This is a genomic window from Hirschia litorea (assembly GCF_042665075.1).
Lineage (GTDB): Bacteria > Pseudomonadota > Alphaproteobacteria > Caulobacterales > Hyphomonadaceae > Hirschia > Hirschia litorea.
This window is the reverse complement of sequence record NZ_JBHTBR010000002.1, coordinates 269,345-285,044: the sequence shown is the minus strand read 5'-3', so window position 1 is coordinate 285,044 and position 15,700 is coordinate 269,345. Positions and strand designations below refer to the sequence as shown.

Sequence of the window (15,700 nt, the reverse complement as noted above, 5' to 3'; positions counted from 1 at the left end):
AGCAATTTGACCTACATTTTTTTATTCTTCATCTTTTGATAGGTCATCATTATCGCTGTTTTGCTCACCCGATTGAGCGGCATCACTGGTTACTTCTTCAATTTCCGCACCTACGTCAACACCTTCATCGTCAACGTCTTCACTTTGCTCCGCAAGCCGCTCCACAGATACAACCCGCTCTTCACCACTCGTACGAAGCACACGCACGCCTTGAGTTGCACGCCCAGCGATACGAATTTGCTTCGCAGGTGTCCGTATTAACTGACCAGCATCCGTCACCAACATAATCTCATCACCATCTTCAATGGGGAATGAGGCAGCAAGACGGCGGCCAGCATTTAGTTTGTGCGCGATCAAGCCTTTACCGCCGCGACCAGTTACGCGGTAATCATAAGCAGATGCACGCTTACCCATACCATCCTCTGTAACGGTCAGGATAAACTCTTCAGCGGCCCCAAGTTCTGCAATACGCTCAGGCGATAAAGCAGCTTCATCTCCATCTTCTTCACCTTCTGGCTCAGATACAGCTTCTACATCACCCTCTTCTTCCCCCAACGCACGACGCATTGCAGATGCATGCTTAAGATAAGCGCGCGCCTCTGGAGAATTGATATCCATGTGATGCAATACGAGCATTGAGATGACTTCATCATCTTTTCCAAGACGTATTCCACGCACCCCCGTGGACGTACGACCTGTAAACACACGTACATCTTCGACCTTAAAGCGAATACATTGTCCTAGCGCAGTCGTCAGCATGACATCATCATTTGGCGAACATGTCTGCACACCAACAATACCGTCATCGCTGCCGGCAATTTGTGCTTCGTCCAATTTCATCGCGATTTTACCATTACGGTTCACTTGCGTGAAATCTGACAATTTGTTCCGGCGAACGCCCCCAGACCGTGTTGCAAACAAGATATTCATGTTTGCCCGTTCTTCTTCATCCTCAGGTAAAGGCAGAACAGAAGAAATGGTTTCGCCTTTATCTAGCGGCAGCAGGTTCACTAGCGCTTTACCGCGAGATTGTGGCGTCCCGAGCGGCATGCGCCAGACTTTAGTTTTATAAACCATTCCCGTAGATGAGAAAAAGAGCATTTCGGTATGGGTATTTGCAACAAAGAAGCGCGTTACCGCGTCCTCTTCTTTTGTTCCCATACCAGACCGTCCACGTCCACCACGGTGCTGTGTGCGATAGGCAGATAGAGCCGTACGTTTCGCATATCCGCCATGAGTAAACATAACGACCATGTCTTCCTTCTCAATGAAGGCTTCATCGTCCATATCCAACTCAGCTTCAATGAACTGCGAACGACGCGGGACTGCAAACTCTTCGCGTACAACAGTAAGCTCGTCTTTAATAATCTCCATTACGCGCGGACGCGAAGATAAGATATCAAGCAAGTCAGCAATTTTGTCTGCTAGACCACGCGCCTCGTCGCCGATTTCATCACGCCCAAGACCTGTCAAACGTTGCAATCTTAGATCTAGAATTGCGCGAGCTTGCTCTTCCGATAGACGGATTTCACCCGCTTCGTTTGCAACAGTACGTCGATCCGCGATCAAATTAATCAGCGAAAGCATGTCCATTGCAGGCCAAGCACGATCCATCAACTGGGCGCGCGCAGACGCAGGGTCTGGAGAGTGACGAATGATCTTGATCACTTCATCAATATTAGCAACAGCAAGCGCTAGACCCACCAATGTGTGCGCGCGAGAGCGTGCTTTGTTCAATTCAAATTTAGTACGGCGCGCAACAACTTCTTCACGGAAGGCAATAAACGCCTGCAACATCCCTTTAAGAGACAACAGTTCCGGACGCCCACGATTCAGCGCGAGCATATTCATACCGAAAGATGTTTGTAATTGCGTGTAACGGAATAGCTGGTTGAGCACGATTTCAGGAGAGGCATCGCGCTTCACCTCAACGACGACACGCACACCATCACGGTCACTCTCATCGCGCATGTCTGCGATGCCTTCGATACGTTTATCACGTACGAGTTCAGCAATTTTCTCAATCACTGATGCTTTATTCACCTGATATGGAATCTCAGTAAATACGAGAGCTTCACGGCCATTCTTCAGCTCTTCTATTGAGCTTTTAGACCGCATAATAACTGAACCACGCCCCGTCGTCAGACCGGATCTTGAACCTGAACGCCCGATAATCAATGCACCGGTTGGGAAGTCCGGTCCTGGTACGATTTCAAGCAACGCTTCATCATCAATGTCAGGTTCAGCAATCATGGCTAAAGTCGCGTCAACAACCTCTCCAAGATTGTGTGGTGGAATATTCGTCGCCATACCAACAGCGATACCACCACCACCATTGACCAAAATATTTGGGAATCGGGCTGGCAATACCATGGGCTCTTTTTCTGAGCCATCATAGTTGTCTTGGAAGTTAACTGTATCACGGTCTATGTCAGTGAGAATGTGGTTTGCCACTTTCTCCAACTTGACCTCGGTATAACGCATAGCAGCCGCAGGGTCGCCATCCATGGACCCAAAGTTACCTTGACCATCGAGCAAAGGCAGCCCCATGGAAAAGTCTTGCGCCATACGCACAAGCGCATCGTAAACTGATTGGTCACCGTGCGGGTGATATTTACCGATTACATCACCAACCACGCGTGCAGATTTTTTGTACGCTTTATCGAACGTATATCCCTGCTCATTCATGGAAAACAGAATACGTCTATGCACTGGCTTCAAACCATCACGTACATCTGGCAGCGCACGGCTTACGATCACGCTCATCGCGTAATCAAGATAAGACTTCTTCATCTCATCTGAGATATTAATCGGAGAAACGCCGTCCTCGCCTGGATCAAACCGAACAGGTAGTTGTGGTTCGTCTGGCCCACCAGCTTCCCCGTTCATTGTTTCAGGGTTTTCATTCTCTGGGTTTTCAGTTTCGTCAGACACGCGCAATTCCTACCTATTCAGACGAGTGCAAATAAACACTCCGATTCTATAGATTCGAGATTTAGTTTACGATGCTTTGCACCAGAACACCAAACGTAGAAATGCAGTTCAGCAGCAAAACAGCGGTGTTTTCACAATCAAATATCGGTTTTTCGGCTTCTAAAGCCCCATAGAGACATTTTCATCACATTCTGCAGCAACACAAAGCAATCAGTAAACACGCCTCTAACTTGACGAAATTTGATTTTCATCTGGTCTGACATACAAAAAAGCGCGATGGAACCACAAAGGTTTCACACCGCGCTTTCAATCATTTTTTCTTTAAACACCGCTTCAAGGTGAGAAGAAAAAAATTTTAATGTTAGCCTTAGAACGGAATCTCATCGTTCAAATCAGCAGAGAAATCCTCTCTTGGGCCATCAACCTGACGTGGAGCCCCGCCATAGCTGCCACCTTCTTCACTAACGCCGCGACCGCCGCTTGGTCCATCACGACCATCAAGCATTGTCAGCGTTGACCCAAAATTACGTAGCACAACTTCAGTTGTGTATTTCTCTTCACCTTTATTGTCAGTCCACTTACGAGTTTCCAACTGTCCTTCAATGTAGACCTTCGATCCCTTTTTAAGGTAGCGTTCGACAATCTTCACAAGACCTTCAGAGAATACCGCCACGCGGTGCCACTCTGTTTTTTCTTTACGTTCCCCAGAATTACGGTCTTTCCAACTTTCAGACGTTGCAACCGTAAAACTTGCCACTGACCCACCATTTGGAAATTGGCGGATTTCTGGGTCGCGCCCTAGATTGCCCACGAGGATAACTTTATTCACTGATCCGGCCATTTAATTCGTCTTTCCAATCGGCTGTTCGTATAATCGGCGAAACACTAGACGTGATAACCAAGACATTCTAGCACCCATTAACGTTTGAAACCATTTGTTAACAGTAAATTTGATTCATGTTCTATGTTTGTTCTTGAGTCTTGTCAAATTCAACGCAATATAGGACGACTGCTGACAGAAACATGTGATCGGAATAACCACTATGCTCGTATCTATGAAAAGTTAACGTTAGAGAGTTTTGCTTTTCACGCTCCTACACTATGTCTGTTTTCAGCTTCGACTTGCCTTAGAGTCGTTTCTTGCTAACCGCCACTCAAAATACCAGAGATGCTTTTATGTCTACAGAACTAAAGTCCATCCGCGTTCGCGGCGCTAAAGAACACAATCTAAAAAATGTAGACATTGATATTCCGCGTAATGAATTGGTTGTTATGACCGGGCTTTCTGGGTCAGGAAAATCATCATTAGCATTCGACACAATTTATGCTGAAGGGCAAAGGCGATATGTCGAGAGCCTATCTGCCTATGCGCGCCAATTCTTAGAGTTGATGCAAAAGCCTGATGTTGAGTCAATTGAAGGGCTATCCCCTGCAATTTCTATTGAACAAAAAACAACATCTCGTAATCCGCGTTCAACTGTTGCAACCGTAACCGAGATATATGACTACATGCGCTTGCTTTGGGCACGCGTAGGTATCCCTTACTCTCCCGCAACAGGACTTCCAATCCAAAGCCAAACCGTTACACAAATGGTAGATCGCACGCTCAATCTTGATGAAGGTACACGACTCTATTTGCTCGCGCCTATCGTGCGAGGGCGCAAAGGTGAATATCGTAAGGAATTCGCAGACCTCCTCAAACGCGGTTTTGCACGCGTTAAAGTTGATGGGGAATTTTACGATCTAGAATCTCCACCTACTTTGGATAAAAAATTCAAGCACGATATTGATGTTGTTGTAGATCGCATTGTTGTTCGCGATAACATGAAACAACGCCTTGCGGAGAGTTTTGAAACCGCGTTAGAATTAGCAGATGGATTGGCCGTAGCTGAATTTGCAACGCTTGCAGAAGGTGAAACTACGCCCCGCCGCATCATCTACTCTTCTAAATTTTCATGTCCTGAATCCGGTTTCACACTTCCTGAAATCGAACCGCGCCTTTTCTCATTCAATAACCCATTTGGCGCATGTCCTTCCTGTGACGGGCTGGGTGAAATGCTCAAAATGTCACCGGACCTGATCGTGCCAGATCACGATAAAACACTTGAAGGCGGCGCGATCGCACCTTGGGCAAAATCATCTTCCCCATACCAAATCCAAACGTTACGCGCCCTTTCACGCAAATATGATTTCAAACTTGAAACACCTTGGAAAAAGCTTCCCAAAAAGGTGCAGGACATCGTGCTCTACGGTACAGGCGAAGACGAGGTTGATTTTGTATATGATGACGGTGCACGCCGCTATGAAGTTACCAAAACCTATGAAGGCGTTATTCCAAACCTTGATCGACGTTGGCGCGAAACAGACTCAACTTGGGTACGCGAAGACATTGCCAAATATCAAGGCTCTGCCCCGTGTCGCGCTTGTGATGGTTACCGCCTCAAACCAGAAGCTCTTTGTGTGAAAATTGGCGATGAACACATCGGACATATCACACAGCTATCTATCAAAAATGCGAAAACATGGTTTGACGAGGTCGAAACAAAACTCAGCCAACAACAGACAGAAATTGCATCGCGTATACTAAAGGAAATCCGAGACCGTCTAAAATTTCTGAACGATGTTGGGCTTGATTATCTGGGGCTATCTCGTGCGTCGGGCACACTATCAGGTGGAGAAAGCCAACGTATTCGTCTTGCAAGTCAAATTGGATCAGGGTTGACCGGTGTTCTCTACGTACTCGACGAACCTTCTATTGGTCTTCACCAACGAGACAATGAGCGTCTCCTTGAGACACTGCGTCACCTACGTGACCTTGGAAATTCAGTTCTCGTTGTTGAGCATGATGAAGATGCCATCCTTACAGCTGACTTTGTAATCGACATGGGGCCAAGAGCCGGTGTGCATGGTGGAGAAGTCGTTGCGGCTGGAACACCAGCCGAGATTCAGGCCAACCCCAATAGCCTTACTGGAAAATACTTAAACGGGGTCGAAGAAATCGCAATTCCCAAGCGTCGTCGCTGGGGGACACGCACCAAATGCGTTACCCTTAAAGGTGCCCGCGGTAACAACCTTAAAAATGTCGATGTTGAAATTCCACTTGGTACATTCACGTGTGTGTCTGGAGTTTCAGGTGGAGGAAAATCCACTCTCATCATCGAAACACTCTACAAAGCATTGGCTCGAAAATTACAAAACACTTCAGCAGCGCCTGCTCCTTACGAGAGTTTAGAAGGACTCGAACATCTCGATAAGATCATCGACATTGACCAATCCCCTATCGGCCGTACACCACGCTCCAACCCAGCCACCTACACGGGAGCATTTGGCCCAATCCGTGACTGGTTCACAGGGTTACCAGAAGCCAAAGCGCGCGGGTATAAAGCAGGCCGCTTCTCTTTCAATGTAAAGGGCGGACGATGTGAGGCATGCCAAGGTGATGGTGTCATTAAAATCGAAATGCACTTCTTGCCTGATGTGTATGTCACTTGCGAGGAGTGTCACGGCAAACGCTACAATCGCGAAACTCTGGAAATACTCTATAAAGGCAAGTCTATAGCAGATGTCCTAGATATGACGGTCGAAGAAGCAAAAGACTTTTTTGCTGCTGTTCCTGCTATCCGTAACAAGATGGACACGCTGTTCCGTGTTGGGCTTGGTTATGTAAAAGTTGGCCAACAAGCCAACACTTTGTCGGGTGGTGAAGCTCAACGCGTCAAGCTCGCAAAAGAGTTATCCCGCCGCGCAACCGGTCGCACAATGTACATCTTGGACGAACCAACAACTGGGCTTCACTTTGATGACGTGCGCCAATTGTTGGAAGTGCTTCAAGAGCTCGTGGACAATGGAAACTCTATCATTGTTATCGAGCACAATCTTGACGTTATCAAAACCGCCGATTGGGTCATAGACCTTGGCCCCAATGGAGGTGATGGTGGTGGAGAAATCGTTGCAGTCGGTACACCTGAAGACATTATAAAGATCGAAGCAAGCCACACTGGTCGCTTCCTAAAAGAAACTCTTGAACGCCAAGCTGAACGTAGCGCGCGCCAAAAAGCAATTCTAAAAGCAGAGGCCCGCGCAGAGATAGCAGCGTCTCAAGAAACAGACGCGGCTACGGACGACAAGCCGATACGAAAACCACGAGCACCCGCTAAAACAAAAGCTCAACTTGCAGCAAAAGCTACTAATGCAGCTGCACGTAAGGCGAAAACGACACACAAGAAAAAAGCCCCAACAAAATAGTTGGGGCTTGGTATAACTCTTTAAATGCGAGCGATATCTTTATCAGGAGGTTTTAGAATTCAAAGCCTCTAATTCTTCATCTGATGGACGAAGTCCTTTATAAAGGTAAGCGATTAGCGCGATGCTCGCGATGGAGACAATTGCGTTTACAAACCCCTCTATCGCACTCACTACAAATAATTGCGGCAAGCTCGCCGCAATCATATTCTCAACCTCTGTACCGCCAACAATCACCAGCTGAAAAATGCTGACAATAATTCCGCCAACCAGTGCAAGTGGCAGAACCGTAAGCAAAATTGCCCCTACAATGCGCCAGAAATTGCCTTTGGCAAAACTCCAAGTCTGAAACACCATCATACGTCTTTCAGCAACAGTTGCCGCAGTCACAAAGGTCAGCCGGACCCCAGCAAAAAACATTCCTGCAAAAATCAAAATACCAAAAATTGCCAATATCGGACCATTGCCCGATCCCAAAGCAGCAAAGAATTGTTCCAAAAACAGCTCAGGATTCGTGCTCGCTAATTCAGCGTCTAAACCATTACTTGCAACGAGGATTGAAGCTGCAACAGCAAAAATCAGAACAATGAAAAAACCCAATATACCAAACAAAAGCGCTAAAGAGAACGTAACACCCAAGACGCGCATTTCATCTATGCCAAAGCTTAAACCTATGGGAGGCAAATACTCATCACGCAAAACGTGTCGATAAATCGCCACACCCACCACAATGTTCACAAGCATAAATATACAGAAAACCCCAAATGCGATCATATTAGAGTTCACACCATTTGCGGCATCCAAAGCCGTCCTGATAACCTGCATCTGATACCACCCAGAAGCCGCACCAAGCAGCAAGCATGCGGGGATCCATCTCTGCCAATTTGCGGCAAGGTATTTGTACGCCACGCCGACACTCTCAAGAATCGGCACTTTACCCGCTGATATTTCTGACATCCCAAAACCCCTTAAAAAATCACAATATTTCTATACACAAACGAGGTGATAACTCAACTTACGCTGTAATCGTGATCGTCGCCACCATCACAATCATCAAAAACGCGGCGACAACAAAACTCCCAATCCACATGATCGACGTTCTAACAAATGAGGATACACGTCCGCTATCAAAAACAACGCGAAACGAGCGATATAGATACACAAATGGGTAGAGCATTAAAATCCATACAAACCAACCAGAAACCGCCGACGGTAGCGCAAAACTAATCGTCCACAGCAGAAACAGCATAGTTAGAAAGTGGAGCGCCAGCACAATATGATCATATACATAAACACCTCGCTTGAAGAGGTATAACACCCCCAATCCTATGACCATGAACGGCAGTAACAGGAAGGCTATTCTCGGAGCCCAGCTTTGTACCAATAGCCAGAATCGTTGTGGTTCCTTGTACAAAGCATTGATGTTCTCAGATATCAAAGCCGAATACGCTCCCATATCATCCCCGACATCAATTGGACCCAAATCCCCTACTTCCTTTAACTCGTTTTCTCCAATCGCACAGAAAGCTTCGATTTGTTTTTCCGCTTCCAAATCTCCCGCAGCCGCGCGGCGGCCAGTCTCACATGCTTCAGCACGTGTCGGAGTTAAGTCAAATAGCTTCTCAACATCATCTCCGCTTGGACCCAACATAAAAAATGTTGTAAAAAACAACACACTCGCAACCAGATACATACGAAAGGGCGGAACTTGAGAAGCTCTTTTGCCATCAATATATTGCCGCGTGATGCGTCCAGGATTAAATAATAATCGCGGAACCGTCTTCCAGAGACGCCCATCTAAAGCAAACAAATCAGACGCTGCCTCTGCCATGAGCGACCAAAACGGACGTTGAAAATCATCCGCCAATTGTCCACACATATGGCAATACCGACCGGATAGAGGCGTCTCACAATTAGGACATTGGTCAAATTTGGGTTTTGCTTTTTTACTCCCACGCAGTGAACGCGCCATCCCCCAAAGGCCGCCTGCCTCCATCTCGCTACTCATATTGCCCCTCACAAGTCTATTACATACATCAGCTTTTACATGATGCACGATCAGGTCAACTCATATCGAAGCAAAAATTAGCGTCTTACACTTTCAACATTTTATTTGCTAAAAACACACCATAGCTAGACAAATTCTTAGCCACAGGACTACCGCATAACTTCAAGGTGTGATTTTAACTCCACCTTGCGAAAGACGCAGCACAGGAAAAAGACACCTCCCCATGACACAAACACCCCAAGCAATGTCCAGCGACTTAAAACCAATTCACATCATCGGCGGCGGAATGGCTGGGTGTGAGGCCGCATGGCAAGCCGCCAATTTGGGTGTTCCCGTCATTCTTCATGAAATGCGTCCTACACGCAAAACAGAAGCGCACCAGACAGATGGGTTAGCGGAGCTTGTTTGCTCAAACTCCTTCCGATCAGATGATCATGTAAACAATGCTGTTGGGCTGCTCCACGAAGAAATGCGCCGTGCCAATGGGGTGATCATCTCAACTGCATCTGAGCATCAAGTTCCTGCGGGATCCGCTCTTGCTGTTGATCGCGAAAATTTCTCCGCAGGCATAACAGCCAAACTCGAAGCGCACCCACTTATCACAATTTCCCGAGAAGAAGTCATCGGCATTCCACCGGCGGAATGGGACAATGTCATAATCGCCACAGGACCACTCACGTCCCCATCTATGGCTGAAGCTATAAAAGAGCTAACCGGCGAAGAAGAACTTTCCTTCTTCGACGCCATCGCACCCATTGTCTATTATGACAGCATCGACATGACCAAAGCATGGCGCCAATCTCGCTATGATAAACCTGGACCATCTGGAGAGACAGACGCTTACATCAACTGCCCATTGGATAAGGAACAATATCTTGCTTTCCTCCAAGCAATGATAGACGCCCCCAAAACCGAGTTTAAAGAATGGGAAAAAAACACGCCTTATTTTGAGGGCTGTCTTCCCGTTGAGATCATGGCAGGACGCGGACCAGAAACACTTCGCTATGGGCCGCTCAAACCTGTAGGTCTCACAAACCCGCACAATCCAACAGTAAAAGCGCACGCAATCGTGCAATTGCGTCAGGATAACAAATTAGGGACATTGTGGAACATTGTTGGCTTCCAAACAAAGATGAAATACGGGCCGCAAATGGACGTGCTCCGTATGGTACCCGGTTTGGAAAACGCTGAGTTTGCGCGTCTTGGTGGTATTCATAGAAATACATTCATTAACAGCCCTAAAGTCCTCAATAAAAAGCTTCAACTCAAAGCTCACCCGCGTATTCGGTTCGCAGGTCAGGTCTCTGGTGTGGAAGGCTATGTTGAAAGCGCAGCAATGGGTTTGCTCGCGGGCCGCTTTGCAGCCTATGAGCGCCTTGGACGCGATATTCCACCTCCACCAGAGACAACTGCACTTGGCTCCCTCATTGCCCACGTCACTGGTGGCCACCTTGAAGGAAAAGCCACATTCCAGCCTATGAATGTCAATTTTGGCCTCTTCCCAGATATTGAAGAATATGACAAAGAAGATCCAGAAACAGGTAAGAGATATCGCGGAAAAGATAAGAGCCGCGCAAAGAAACGCGCACAAAGCGCACGTGCCCTTAAAGACATTGAAAACTGGCTAGCTGCTCAAGCTTAGATAGATTGGTGTAAATTTAGGGGTCGCATTCATCCACGAATTAGAATAGCAGTCAGCTGTAAGGCCTCACGAAGTCTTGGCTGGTTGGCTGCTATATTTTTCTACACCTAACACTTAGACACGTAAGAGATTGCTATGAGCGACACACCCTTAAAGCTTGGCTGGGAAGAGTGGTTAAGCCTGCCTGACCTTGGCCTTCCTGCAATCCGTGCCAAAGTCGATACAGGCGCAAAAACATCAGCACTTCACGCGCATGCTGTAGAGCCATTTGGATCTATTTCCAAACCTCAAATTCGCTTTACCTTACGCCCAAATCCAGACGATCCAGACCTTGAAGTTGTGTGTGCGGCCCCCATCGTAGACCGCCGCGAAGTCACATCTTCAAACGGTGAAACCGAACTTCGCTATGTTATCTCGACGAATGTACAATTTGGCGACCAGAAATGGCCCATCCAAGTGACGCTGACAAACCGCGAAACAATGGCCTATCGAATGCTTTTTGGTCGGACGTCTATCACTGAAGATATGGCTGTTCTCCCAGCAGAGAGCTTTATCCAGCCTAAACTCTCTTACGACCTCTATAAGGGTTTTCCGCGTAAGAAAGCCGCCAAGCGCCCGCTGCGTATTGCACTGCTCACACGTGAACCCAATAACTATTCCTGTCAGCGCCTCAAAGAAGCAGCTGAACAGCGCGGCCATCATATAGAAATGATCGATACGCGCCGCTGCTATATGGCGATCAATGCCCAGCAGCCAGAAGTACACTATGACGGCAAACCACTACCGCAATACGATGCCGTTATTCCGCGCATTGGTGCGAGTATGACATTCTACGGCATGGCCGTTTTGCGACAGTTTGAAATGATGGGTGCCTATTGTTTAAACTCAGCACAATCTATTGGCGTCTCACGTGACAAACTATACGCACACCAATTGCTTGCACGCCACCGTATAGGCATGCCCGCAACAGCTTTCGCCTCAAGCCCTAAAGACACCAAAGACCTCATCTCTTTGGCAGGCAATGGCGCTGTTGTAGTAAAACTCCTTGAATCAACACAAGGCAAAGGCGTCGTATTGGCCGAAACAAAAAAAGCTGCTGAAAGCCTTATTGATGCCTTCCGTGGTCTGGAAGCAAACTTCCTAGTGCAGGAATTTGTCAAAGAAGCTGGCGGCGCAGATGTACGTTGTTTTGTGGTTGGCAATAAAGTTGTCGGTGCCATCAAACGTCAAGGTGCTGAAGGTGAGTTTCGTTCAAACCTGCATCGTGGCGGTTCAGCCAGTGTCATTAAGCTTTCAGTAGAGGAAAAAAAGGTCGCAATTAAAGCCTCCAAAGTTATGGGGCTTTCTGTTGCAGGCGTAGATATACTCCAATCCTCAACCGGACCGAAAATTTTAGAAGTGAACTCCTCTCCCGGCCTTGAGGGAATTGAGAATACGACCAAAAAAGATGTTGCCTCAATGATGATTGAACATATTGAGCTTCACGCACCGGTTGTAAACACAGCTATTCGTACACGCAGCGCAAAACCAAGCTAATGCTTTAGGAGAGTGACAGTTTAAATGTCACTCTTCAAACTTTGTGATGTCTCTCTATAGATCATTTGCTGCCGCAAAACCAAACCACATACTAAAATTACGATCCCGATCACGATCGTTGGCCAGCGTTGATTGTATTTAGCCTCCTCTCCAATTAGCAGCATCCCACCTGCGAAGAAGCATGCCATTTGCCCCATACGGCCATACAACCATAGGGCTAGCTGTTTCATTTTTTGTTTGTTGTCCGACTTCATGTCATCCCCTCACTTAATCTAAAGTCTCACCCTTGCAGAGATCGAGACTTATACAAGCATACCGTACCAATTATGACTTATCTCGCTCTCGATAAAGTGAACGTAAGTGTGCTGCGTGTGCAACCTCCTTGCATTGGCCAGGCTGGCTGCAGATGTTAAAAATCAGAATAATATAAACGTATAAAAAGAGCCTCCCATGAACTCCCTAAAACGTCTTGGCCAACTGGCTATTATTGCTGTCTCAATCAGCCTCACCCCCATTTTCTCCAAAGCTATCGCGGAGCCTGAAAACATGTCTCCCAAAGTTATCTTTTTCGATGTCAACGAAACTCTTCTTGACCTCGACGCGATGAAGTCTTCCGTCAGCCAAGCTCTTGGAGGGCGCGAAGATTTGATGGCGCTATGGTTCTCCACAATGCTTCATCATTCGCTCGTAGACACAAGCACAGGCCAATATCACGGTTTTGGAGAGATTGGCGTCGCCGCTCTCATGATGGTAGCCCAAAACAACAATATCGATATCACCCCAGAAGCTGCCAAGACCGCTATCGCGACACCTCTTACATCCTTGCCGCCGCACCCAGATGTCATAGACGGACTCAAACGCCTCAAAGCAGCCGGCTACACAATTGTCAGCCTCACAAACTCATCAAATGCGGGTGTTAAAGCTCAATTTGAATTTGCAGGTCTCACTTCCTATTTCGACCAACGCTTGAGCATTGAGGACATCAAAATCTACAAACCAAATCTGGCGGCCTATGAATGGGCATTGAAAAAAATGGAAATTGCACCTGAAGACGCCATGCTCGTCGCAGCGCATGGATGGGATATTGCCGGAGCCAAAGCAGCCAACATGCAAGCCGTATTCGTAGCCCGTCCAGGCAAAGCCCTCTACCCACTCGCACAGCAACCTGACTTCATCGTCAACGGTATCAACGAACTAGCAGATAAACTGGTGAAGTAATTTCAAAACATAAAAGGCCCGCACAACATCAAATCGTGCGGGCCTTATTTTAACCTAACCTACTGATTACAAATGCGATTGCATCACAATCGGAGCACCTACCCATTGATCCTCATCAACCGCACGCGCCAGTACAGCAGCGACATCACCGCGCGCAGCTTTCGCCTTGGGATCAACGGCCTGTCCGAACACCATATTTCGTACACCATCATCATCAGTTAGAGACACCGGGCGAAGTATCGCATGCTCCAGTCCCGATTGCATTAAATGCTCATCTGCCTCATGCTTGGCTTGTAGATAGCGAGCCATCTGACCTTCCTTCGGTGGAAACTCTGCTCCCACTGAACTCAACATAACAAACCGTTTCACGTCTGACTTGGCCGCAATATCGGTAAGCCTTTTAGCACCATCACGATCCACTTTATCTGTCATTTCAGCGCTCGTATTGCCACCAGAACCAGCGGCAAACACAACAGAATCACAGCCATCGCATACGTTATCGGAGAGATCCGTCAGGTCCCCTTGGCGCAGCTGAACGTTTGCAGGAAGACTTGATGTGTCAGAGCTTTCTCGAACCAAAGCGATTGGATTATGTCCACGTGACACCAATTCACGGACAAGACGTTGACCAGTATTTCCGGTCGCACCAGCGACAAGTACATTCATTGCATTCTCCTTTTCAGTTGAGTTGGGTGTACGAATTTAAGAAAGGTAGATCGCCTTCGCGTTGACGAACTCTTTGATTCCAAAGCCACCATGTTCACGGCCATACCCAGAATTTTTGACGCCCCCAAAAGGCATATTCACATCAGCAGCACCGAACGAATTTATTCTAACCATCCCAGTGTCAAAATGATTGCGTGCTAAGCGTAGTGCTTTGTCTTGGTCTTTACTGAATATTCCGCCACCAAGCCCATATCGGCTATCATTGGCAATGCGCATCGCGTCGTCATCATCCTTGGCACGTATCAATGATGCGACAGGGCCAAAAAGCTCATCATCATAAGCAGGCATTCCCGGTGCACAATTATCTAACACTGTAGCTGGATAGAAATACCCCGTTCGCTCTGGTGGATTGCCTCCGCACAATATCTTTGCACCAGCATCAACACTTTTACTCACTTGCTCCGATATTGTTTCAAATTGTTCTTTGCTTGAAAGCGGACCTAGTTGAGTGTGATCATCCATCGGATCACCCATTCTAATGGCCTGCATCTGCTCAACGAAAGCACTTCTAAAAGCATCGTAAACTTTGTCAGTAACCACAAACCTTTTTGCAGATACACATGTTTCGCCGTTATTAAATAATCGTCCCTGAACCGAGGTCTTTACAGCAAGTTCTATATCAGCATCTTCTAAGACCAGATAAGCGTCATTAGAACCTAGCTCCAAAACAGTTTTCTTAAGTTCTGCAGCCGCAGTCTGAGCAATATGGCGGCCAGCATCATCACTGCCCGTCATCGTAACGGCTCTAACAAGATCATGCTGAATAACCTTATCGGATGTATCGTGATCTATAACTAAGACTTGGAAAAGACTTGCCGGCAGACCGGCATCTCGGCAGACTTCCTCCAGAAGAAGCCCACTCCCCGTACAAATGCTTGCATGCTTTAGCACGACACCATTACCAGCCATCAAGTTTGCAGCTAACACACGGACGGGTTGATAGATCGGAAAATTCCAAGGCTGAATGCTATAAATCACTCCGATTGGCGAATATGTAACCCAGCCTTTCTTCTTTCCGCCTGAGTGAGTGCGCGCCTCATCAGCCAACATTGAAGGCCCATGCTCTGCTGTATACTCAAAAATCCGAGCACACAGCTCCACTTCCATTGCGCCATCCCGCAATAACTTCCCAGTCTCCTCCGTCATTAACTTGGCCAGATCCTCAGAGCGATCTCGTAAACCTTTAGCTATTTTAAAGAGATATTGAGCACGCTCTTCGTGCATGGTTTGACGCCATTTTAAGAAGGCTTCATGACAGGCTTCTACTTTGCTGAAAGCGGCTGTCGACTGCATCAATGCGTAAGTTTTAAGCGTGGATTCGGTATAAGGGTTTATGGTCGAAATCTGTGACATTCTGAACTTCCAAAATTTGATCCGCAGCTTTATTGCCTCAA

Annotated in this window: 11 protein-coding genes; 4 read left to right on the top strand and 7 right to left on the bottom strand. The window is 47.2% G+C overall.

The features are described from left to right. Window positions 1–21 precede the first annotated feature (21 nt). Window positions 22–2,934 carry a DNA gyrase subunit A gene (gyrA, locus tag ACFQS8_RS01445; RefSeq protein ID WP_382165017.1) on the bottom strand — a complete coding sequence of 971 codons (2,913 nt, stop codon included), beginning with the start codon at window positions 2,932–2,934 and terminating at the stop codon, window positions 22–24. Window positions 2,935–3,301: 367 nt separating this feature from the next. Then, a complete protein-coding gene (gene ssb, locus ACFQS8_RS01440; protein ID WP_382165015.1) occupies window positions 3,302–3,775 on the bottom strand; it encodes a single-stranded DNA-binding protein in 474 nt (157 codons plus the stop codon). A gap of 335 nt (window positions 3,776–4,110) precedes the next feature. On the opposite strand from ssb, the gene uvrA reads away from it, so the two are divergent. Further along, entirely contained in the window at window positions 4,111–7,179 is a 3,069-nt protein-coding gene (gene uvrA, locus ACFQS8_RS01435; protein ID WP_382165013.1) for an excinuclease ABC subunit UvrA, read from the top strand. Between the two features lie 42 nt (window positions 7,180–7,221). Here the strand turns inward: uvrA and ACFQS8_RS01430 are convergent, their stop codons facing one another. Together ACFQS8_RS01430 and ACFQS8_RS01425 are read right to left on the bottom strand one after the other, a co-directional pair. Next, a complete protein-coding gene (locus tag ACFQS8_RS01430) occupies window positions 7,222–8,133 on the bottom strand; it encodes a hypothetical protein (RefSeq protein ID WP_382165011.1) in 912 nt (303 codons plus the stop codon). Window positions 8,134–8,191: 58 nt separating this feature from the next. Next, on the bottom strand, window positions 8,192–9,184 hold the full coding sequence (locus ACFQS8_RS01425) for a DUF3667 domain-containing protein (RefSeq protein WP_382165009.1): 993 nt from the start codon (window positions 9,182–9,184) through the stop codon (window positions 8,192–8,194). A 223-nt stretch (window positions 9,185–9,407) separates the two neighbouring features. Between ACFQS8_RS01425 and trmFO the strand changes: the two genes are divergently transcribed. Beyond that, window positions 9,408–10,826 carry a methylenetetrahydrofolate--tRNA-(uracil(54)-C(5))-methyltransferase (FADH(2)-oxidizing) TrmFO gene (trmFO, locus tag ACFQS8_RS01420; RefSeq protein ID WP_382165007.1) on the top strand — a complete coding sequence of 473 codons (1,419 nt, stop codon included), beginning with the start codon at window positions 9,408–9,410 and terminating at the stop codon, window positions 10,824–10,826. Between the two features lie 135 nt (window positions 10,827–10,961). Next, window positions 10,962–12,362 carry a 30S ribosomal protein S6--L-glutamate ligase gene (gene rimK / locus ACFQS8_RS01415; protein WP_382165005.1) on the top strand — a complete coding sequence of 467 codons (1,401 nt, stop codon included), beginning with the start codon at window positions 10,962–10,964 and terminating at the stop codon, window positions 12,360–12,362. 20 nt (window positions 12,363–12,382) lie between these two features. On the opposite strand, the gene ACFQS8_RS01410 is transcribed toward rimK, so the two are convergent. Further along, on the bottom strand, window positions 12,383–12,616 hold the full coding sequence (locus ACFQS8_RS01410) for a hypothetical protein (protein ID WP_382165004.1): 234 nt from the start codon (window positions 12,614–12,616) through the stop codon (window positions 12,383–12,385). A 196-nt stretch (window positions 12,617–12,812) separates the two neighbouring features. Between ACFQS8_RS01410 and ACFQS8_RS01405 the strand changes: the two genes are divergently transcribed. Beyond that, a complete protein-coding gene (locus tag ACFQS8_RS01405) occupies window positions 12,813–13,580 on the top strand; it encodes a haloacid dehalogenase type II (RefSeq protein WP_382165002.1) in 768 nt (255 codons plus the stop codon). Between the two features lie 66 nt (window positions 13,581–13,646). On the opposite strand, the gene ACFQS8_RS01400 is transcribed toward ACFQS8_RS01405, so the two are convergent. Both ACFQS8_RS01400 and ACFQS8_RS01395 read right to left on the bottom strand, forming a co-directional pair. Further along, window positions 13,647–14,246 (bottom strand): SDR family oxidoreductase, encoded by a 600-nt coding sequence (locus ACFQS8_RS01400; protein ID WP_382165000.1) that lies wholly within the window; start codon window positions 14,244–14,246, stop codon window positions 13,647–13,649. A gap of 36 nt (window positions 14,247–14,282) precedes the next feature. After that, a complete protein-coding gene (locus ACFQS8_RS01395) occupies window positions 14,283–15,659 on the bottom strand; it encodes an NAD-dependent succinate-semialdehyde dehydrogenase (RefSeq protein ID WP_382164998.1) in 1,377 nt (458 codons plus the stop codon). Window positions 15,660–15,700 lie beyond the last annotated feature (41 nt).

Coding starts and splice junctions, on each gene's coding strand:
- uvrA (WP_382165013.1), top strand. CDS start 4,111: ATGTCTACAGAACTAAAGTCCATCCGCGTTCGCGGCGCTAAAGAACAC.
- ACFQS8_RS01400 (WP_382165000.1), bottom strand. CDS start 14,246: ATGAATGTACTTGTCGCTGGTGCGACCGGAAATACTGGTCAACGTCTT.
- trmFO (WP_382165007.1), top strand. CDS start 9,408: ATGACACAAACACCCCAAGCAATGTCCAGCGACTTAAAACCAATTCAC.
- ACFQS8_RS01410 (WP_382165004.1), bottom strand. CDS start 12,616: ATGAAGTCGGACAACAAACAAAAAATGAAACAGCTAGCCCTATGGTTG.
- ssb (WP_382165015.1), bottom strand. CDS start 3,775: ATGGCCGGATCAGTGAATAAAGTTATCCTCGTGGGCAATCTAGGGCGC.
- ACFQS8_RS01430 (WP_382165011.1), bottom strand. CDS start 8,133: ATGTCAGAAATATCAGCGGGTAAAGTGCCGATTCTTGAGAGTGTCGGC.
- ACFQS8_RS01425 (WP_382165009.1), bottom strand. CDS start 9,184: ATGAGTAGCGAGATGGAGGCAGGCGGCCTTTGGGGGATGGCGCGTTCA.
- rimK (WP_382165005.1), top strand. CDS start 10,962: ATGAGCGACACACCCTTAAAGCTTGGCTGGGAAGAGTGGTTAAGCCTG.
- ACFQS8_RS01405 (WP_382165002.1), top strand. CDS start 12,813: ATGAACTCCCTAAAACGTCTTGGCCAACTGGCTATTATTGCTGTCTCA.
- ACFQS8_RS01395 (WP_382164998.1), bottom strand. CDS start 15,659: ATGTCACAGATTTCGACCATAAACCCTTATACCGAATCCACGCTTAAA.